This is a genomic window from Paraburkholderia sp., from assembly GCF_035501035.1.
Classification (GTDB): domain Bacteria; phylum Pseudomonadota; class Gammaproteobacteria; order Burkholderiales; family Burkholderiaceae; genus Paraburkholderia.
Window position 1 is genome coordinate 42168 of sequence record NZ_DATJWR010000268.1, and the last position, 6561, is coordinate 48728.

Annotated in this window: 6 protein-coding genes; all 6 read right to left on the reverse strand. The window is 68.1% G+C overall.

Annotation, left to right across the window (positions count from 1 at the left end; genetic code table 11):
• Window positions 1-26 precede the first annotated feature (26 nt).
• The 6 genes from VMJ11_RS19850 to VMJ11_RS19875 all read right to left on the reverse strand — a co-directional run bounded on the left by VMJ11_RS19850 (window position 27) and on the right by VMJ11_RS19875 (window position 6028).
• Window positions 27-854 carry a phosphodiesterase gene (locus VMJ11_RS19850; RefSeq protein ID WP_325621087.1) on the reverse strand — a complete coding sequence of 276 codons (828 nt, stop codon included), beginning with the start codon at window positions 852-854 and terminating at the stop codon, window positions 27-29.
• A 22-nt stretch (window positions 855-876) separates the two neighbouring features.
• Complete coding sequence (locus VMJ11_RS19855) at window positions 877-1917, reverse strand: ABC transporter ATP-binding protein (RefSeq protein WP_325621088.1); 1041 nt, start codon at window positions 1915-1917, stop codon at window positions 877-879.
• Window positions 1914-2804: an ABC transporter permease gene (locus VMJ11_RS19860; RefSeq protein WP_325621091.1), complete on the reverse strand. Its 891-nt coding sequence runs from the start codon at window positions 2802-2804 to the stop codon at window positions 1914-1916. The genes VMJ11_RS19855 and VMJ11_RS19860 overlap by 4 nt, the downstream gene beginning before the upstream one ends.
• Before the next feature lie 61 nt (window positions 2805-2865).
• Complete coding sequence (locus VMJ11_RS19865; protein WP_325621089.1) at window positions 2866-3690, reverse strand: ABC transporter permease; 825 nt, start codon at window positions 3688-3690, stop codon at window positions 2866-2868.
• Between the two features lie 20 nt (window positions 3691-3710).
• Complete coding sequence (locus VMJ11_RS19870) at window positions 3711-4694, reverse strand: ABC transporter substrate-binding protein (RefSeq protein ID WP_414694432.1); 984 nt, start codon at window positions 4692-4694, stop codon at window positions 3711-3713.
• A 242-nt stretch (window positions 4695-4936) separates the two neighbouring features.
• The gene (locus VMJ11_RS19875) at window positions 4937-6028 is read right to left on the reverse strand and encodes a LacI family DNA-binding transcriptional regulator (RefSeq protein ID WP_325621090.1); all 1092 of its coding nucleotides are present in this window, start codon (window positions 6026-6028) and stop codon (window positions 4937-4939) included.
• Window positions 6029-6561 lie beyond the last annotated feature (533 nt).

Genomic DNA, 6561 nt, shown 5'->3' on the forward strand with positions numbered 1-6561 from the left:
GCTTGAGCAAGCCGGCCGTCGGACCTCTAGTCGATCAGGTCGCCCGAGGGTTCGTGGAACGGGTACGGGCCCTCGAACGTTTCGACGTAGCCGTGGTGCGTCACGATCCCGCCGCGCGGGTCGTAGCGATGCAGCGCGAAGGCGGGAGGCTCGAGCGTGAAGGTGGAGGGCGCTTCGGGCGAGAGATCGAGCGTCACTTGGTGCGCGGGCGCGGGCACGGCCGAAGCGATCGTGCCGCCAAAGCGCACGAACATGGGCCGGTGCACATGGCCGCACAGCACGCGCTCGACGTTGGGGTGCTGCGCGATGAGCGCTTCGAGCGCCTGCGCGGCCGCGCTGTCGAGACCGATCGCGTCCATGTGGCCGATGCCGCAATCGAAGGGAGGGTGATGCAGCGCGACGATCACGGGCTTCTCGCGCGCCGCGTCGAGCGCGCGCGCGAGCCAGGCGAGGCGCGCTTCGCAGAGCGTGCCTGCGCTCTGCCCGGGCTGCATCGAGTCGAGCGCGATCACGCGCAGCGGGCCGATGTCGACCGTGTAGTGAACGAACTCGCCGCCCGCGCGCAGTTCGGGCCGCCCGGCGAACACCTCGCGCAGCGGCTCGCGCGCGTCGTGGTTGCCGATCAGCAACCACCAGGGAATCTCGAGCTTGTCGAGCAGCGTCTTGAGGTGCCGGTATTCGTCGGCCGTGCCGCGATCGACGAGATCGCCGGTCACGAGCACCGCGTCGGGGCGCGGCGCGAGCGCGTTCAGCCGTGCGATGGCGCGCGCGAGGCACGCGGCCGTATCGACGCGGCGATAGGCGAGCGCGCCCGGTTGCTTGATGTGCAGGTCGCTGAGCTGGACGAGCAGCATGGAGGTCCTCGCTTTGTAAGATTTACGCGAGCGCGATGAGCGCTTCGGGGGCGATCGAGATGCCGACCGGCGTGCCGCGCGCGAGTTCGACGCGGCCCGCCACGTCGACAAGAAGCGCGTCGGGCGCGGCGCCGCCGATGGTGAGGCGCGTGCGCTCGCCGAGGAAGGTCGCCTGCTCGATCACGCCGCGCAGATGCGCTGCGGCGGGGTCGGCGAGCATGGCGTCTTCGGGGCGGAAATAGAGCTCCGCGGCACCCGTCGTCCGCGCTGTGCCCGCCGGGACCGCGCCGCCGCTCGTGCGCAGCATGCCGCCTTGCCATTGTCCCGCGATGCGATTGAGCGTGCCGACGAATTGCGCGACCGCGCGGCTCGCGGGCTGATAGTAGATCTCGCGCGGCGTGCCGATCTGCTCGATGCGGCCCGCGCTCATCACCACGATACGGTCGCCCAGCTCCATCGCCTCGGCCTGGTCGTGGGTCACGTACACCGTCGTCACGCCAAGCTCACGCAAGAGCGCGTTCATCTCGCCGCGCAAGGCGTCGCGCAGGCGCGCATCGAGCGCGGTGAGCGGCTCGTCGAGCAGCAGCACGCGCGGGCGCGGCGCCAGCGCCCGTGCTAGCGCGACGCGCTGGCGCTGGCCACCCGAAAGCTGGGTGATCGGCTTCGCGGCGTGTGCTTCGAGCCGCATCATCGCGAGCAGTTCGTCGACGCGCGTGCGCACGTGAGCTGCACTCACGCGCTGGATCTTCAGGCCATAGCCGATGTTGCCGCGTACATCGAGATTCGGAAAGAGCGCGTAGTTCTGGAACACCATGCCGACCTTGCGGTGCTCGATGGGCAGCGCGGTCACGTCCTCGTTGCCGAAGGCCACGCGGCCGCCCGCGTCGGGAGTCTCCAGACCGGCGATTATGCGGAGCGTGGTGGTCTTTCCGCAACCGGAGGGGCCTAGCAGTACGAGCGTTTCACCCGCGCCGATCGTGAGGTCGAGCGGTTCGAGCACGCGCGTGCCGCGAAACGTTTTCGCGCAGCGCGTGAGGGTGATCGGGATCGATTCGAGTTTCATTCGGAATCCTTGTTTTCATTCTGCGTGCCTGCATTGCGCCGCTTGCTGCCCGTGCCCGGCACGTCCACGCCGAGCCATTGAATCGCCACGAGCAGCGGCATGGTCATGAGGAAGAACAGGATCGTGTAGGCGCTGCCGACTTCGATGCGCAGCGACGCGTAGGTGTCCGCAAGACCGACGGGCAGCGTCTTGGTGTCGGGCGTGTGCAGCATCCAGGTCAGGTTGAATTCGCCGATGGAGAGCGTGAGCACCGCGAGCGCGCCCGCCACGATGCCGGGCCGCGCGTTGGGCAGCACGATCGTCGTGAAACGCTGCACGAAGGTCGCGCCGAGGCTCGCCGCGCCTTCTTCCAGCGTGCGCAGGTCCGCCGACGCGCACACGGCCGCCACCGGCCGCACCATGAACGGCAGCGTGAACACCACGTGGCCGACCACGATGAACGCCGCGCTCATGCGAAACGCGCTGAAGCCACCGTACACGACGAGCAGCGCGAGCGCCGAGGCAAGGCCGGGCAGCGCCACGGGCAGCACGAGCAGTTCCTCGATCAGGCGCGAGAGGCGCGTGCGGCTGCGCGCGAGCGCATAGCCTGCGGGCACGCCGGTCGCGAGCGTGATGACGAGCGTGGCGGCGGCCACTTCGAGCGAAAGAAACACGCTCGAGTGATACTGCGTCCACACCTGATCGAGCCAGCGCAGCGTGAGGCCGCTGGCCGCACCGCGAAAATAGTTGACCGTGAGTCCCGCGATGATCGACATCGCCACAGGCACGACGAGAAACGCACAGGTGGCGAGCGTAACGACCCATTGCGCGCAGGCAAGCCACGCGCGCGCGGAGCTCAGCGCGAGGCGCCGCCGCGTGGCGGGCGGCTGGCCCGGCGCATCGTGCATGCCGGGCGCAGTGGGATTGACGAGCGAATTCATGCGGGGATCCTCGATTGCAGGAGGGCGCTCATGCGGTGGCCGCCACGGCCCCGCCCGTCATGCTGCGCGCGAGCGTGAGCACCGCCCACGTGACGAGGCCGAGCACGATGGAGAGGCCTGCCGCGGTCACCATGTTCGCGTTGAGCGTGAACTCGGTGTAGATGGTCATCGGCAGCACGTCGATGTCGGTGGCGAGCGTGAAGGCCGTGCCGAACGCGCCCATCGCGGTGGCGAAGCAGACGGCGCCTGCCGCGACGAGGCCGGGCGCGAGTGCGGGCACGATCACGTCGCAGAGCACGCGCCACGACGAGGCGCCAAGCGAGCGCGCGGCCTCTTCGAGCGAGGCGTCGAGCTGGCTCGCGCTGGCCATCACGGTCACGATCACGCGCGGAATCGAGAAGTACAGGTAGCCCGCGAAAAGCCCCGCCATCGAGTATGCGAACACCCAGCGCTCACCCGTCAAGCGCAGCGAGAGCGCACCGATCAGCCCCTGGCGCCCGGCGAGCATGATGACCATGAAGCCGACCACCACACCCGGAAACGCGAGCGGAAACGTGAGCAGCGCAACGAGCGCCCGCCGGCCCGCAAACGCGCGCCGTGCGAGCAGAAGGCCGCAGATCGTCGAGATCACGAGCGTCGCCGCGGTGACCGCGGCCGAGAGTGCGACGGTCGCGCCGAGGCTTTTCATATAGCGGCCATTCGTTAGCAGTGCGCGATAAGTCTCGATCAAGTGTCCGTCTGCGCTCACCTGCACGAGCGCGACCATCGGCAGTAGCCAGAACGCAAGGAATACCGCGAGCGCGGGCGCGACGAGCGCCACGCGCCAGCGCAACGGGAAAGTGAGGTCGTGCATGGGCGGGCTCGGCTCGAGTATCAGTGCATGATCTGCAGATAGCGCTCGCCGAAGGCCTGCTGCTGGGCCGCCATCCTCGCGAAGTCCACCGGCTTCGCGCGTGCGTAGTCGCTCGCGGGCAGGAACTTCGCGGCCGCCTCTGGCGAGAGCGCGCTCGCGCGCACCGGGCGAAGATACGCATTGGCCCAGAGCTTCTGGCCTTCGTCGGAGAGCACGAAGTCGAGCACCTTCTTGCCGTTGGCTTCGTGCGGCGCGTTTTTCACGAGGCTCATCACGTAGGGCACCGAAATCGTGCCTTCCTTCGGGATCACGAACTCGACGTTCGCGTGGTCCTTGTATTTGGCACGGTAGGCGTCGAAGTCGTAGTCGAGCAGGATAGGAATCTCGCCGGAGAGCACGCGCGCGTAAGCCGTTTGCTTGGGCACGATGGGCTCGTTGGCCTTGAGCTTGCTGAACCAGTCGAATGCGGGCTGGAAGTTATCGAGCGTGCCGCCCAGTGCGAGATTCACGGCCACCGCGCCGGCGTAGCCCACGAAGGCGCTCGACGGATCGAGGTAGCCGATCATGCCCTTGTACTCGGGCTTGAGCAGGTCCGCCCAAGAGCGCGGCACCGGCTTGCCTTCGAGCGCGTCCTTGTTGACGAAGAAGCCGAGCGTGCCCGAATGGATCGCGAACCAGTAGCCTTGCGGGTCCTTCAGGTCGGCGGGAATGTCGTTCCAGTGCGCAGGCTTGTATGGCGCAATCACGCCCTTGTCCCTGGCCTGGAACGCCGACGAAACGCCAAGGTAGACGACGTCGGCGACCGGGCTCTTCTGCTCGGCCATGAGTTGTGCGATGGATTGGCCGGAGTTCTTGTTGTCGAACGGCACGCGAATGCCGGTTTCTTTCTGGATGGCCTGGATCTGGCTTGCCCAGTCGGCCCACTCGGGCGGGCAGTTGTAGCAGATGGCGGTTTGCTCGGCCTGGGCCGCTAGCGGCGCACACAGGCCGGTCAAGCCGGCCATCAGCGCGGCGGCGCTTGCGGCGAGCGGCAGCGCGCGGGAGAGGCGTTTCATGCGCAGCAAGGGCGCGGCGAGCGTGCGCAGGGCGCTGCGCGCGGACGCAGACGAGAGCGGGCCGGCAAAGGCGGGTCGGCGGATCACGGCGGGTCTCCGGGTCGGTTGGGAAATCGTTCTGGTGGATGGGGGCCGCGTGCGGGCGCGGCCCGGGTTGTTCGAGCTGTCGTTCCAGCGTGCGTGCGTTCGATTCAGGAGAGCGCGTCGCCAAGTTCGAGGTCGCGTCCGGTTGGTCCGCCGTGCACGACATGCGCGCGGGGTCCGTGGGTAGCGAGCGGCGCGTGCGCGATCGCTGCGATGGTGTCGCCCGTGCGCAGCGTGTGCGGCAGCGTATTCGAGAGCGCGCCCGCGTGCTCGCCGCCGATGCGCGCCATCAGGCATTGCCAGGCAGTGCGACCGATCTCGCGGTTCGGCGTGGCGATGCTCGCGAGCGGCGGCGCGAGAAGCTCGCCCATGGCGAGGCCGTCGAAGCCGAGAATCGACATGTCCTGCGGTACGCGCAGGCGGGCGCGGCGCAGGCCGCGCATCACGACCATGGCGAGCAGGTCGTTACTGCAGAAGAGCGCCGTGGGGCGCGCAGGCCCGCTCGTCAGATGCGCGAGAACGGAGGGCGCGAGTGTTTCGGCATTGAAATCGATTTCGAGCGCGGGAGCCGGGGTGAGGCCGGCCTGCTGCATCGCGTACGTATAGCCGGCGTGGCGTTGGCGTGCACGGTCGGAGGCGGCGAGCGTGCCGGCGAGCATGAGGATGCGGCGGTGACCGTGCGCGATGAGCATGCGCACGCCGTCGCACGCGGCCTCGCGGTTGTCCACTGAAACCGAAGGGCGGCGTTGCGTGTCGTTGTGCATCAGCACGTAGAGCGGGCCGTCAGCGTCGAGCTCGTCGAGCAGCGGGTGGGTGTCCGCGTCGGCGACGGTCAGGATCAGGCCCTCCACACGTTGAGCGCGCAACGTTTCGATCGCGTGACGCTCGCGATCGCGGTCGTACTGTGTGGTCATCAGCATAAGGCGAAAGCCGTGCGCGGCGGCGAACTCGTCGATGCCTTGCAGGCACTCCGCGAACACCGGGTTGGTGAGCGTGGGCAGCACGACGCCGATCAGGCGCGTGCGCTCGCCGCGCAACTGGCGGCCGAGCGGATTCGGGCGGAACTTCAGGGCGTCGATCGCTTCGCGCACCCGCGCGAGCGTGACGGGGTTGACCGTATGAGGCGCGTTGATCGCACGCGAAACGGTGGCAATCGAGAATCCAGCGTGTGCGGCGACATCCTTGATGGTTGGCGTCATGCAATCGGCCCCGTTCGTCGTTGTAAACGTTTTCGATGGGCGGATTATGGAAAGCGCTCATGACGCGCAGATGACGGGCGAAGGGGTGCCGCACAGTGTTCCTGGCATGCCGGCACTGTGTCCCTTTTGGGTGGGCACCGTGCAATGGTAGAATCGCGTCCGCCCTGCCGGGGTGATGAAATTGGTAAACATAGCGGACTTGAAAGACGATTGAGTGCCCGACCGGAAACGGCCGGTGCAGAACCCCTCAAATTCGGCGAACCCCCTGGGCCTCGAGGCGCACTGCGCCGGGCGCCGAGGCAACGCCGAGCCAAGCCGGCTGCCACGCTACGTGGCGGCGCGGAAGGTGTAGAGACTAGACGGGGGGCGCCTAAGGCGGCGCGCGGCGTGCGAACGCAGCGTGCAGCGACGGCGAAGGCATAGTCCAGCGCACGAACGCGCGCCCATGCGAGGGCACGTGGCGTCGAAAGACGTGGTGTGACGAAAATCCGCCGCCTTACGGCTTGCCGGTTCGAGTCCGGTCCCCGGCACCA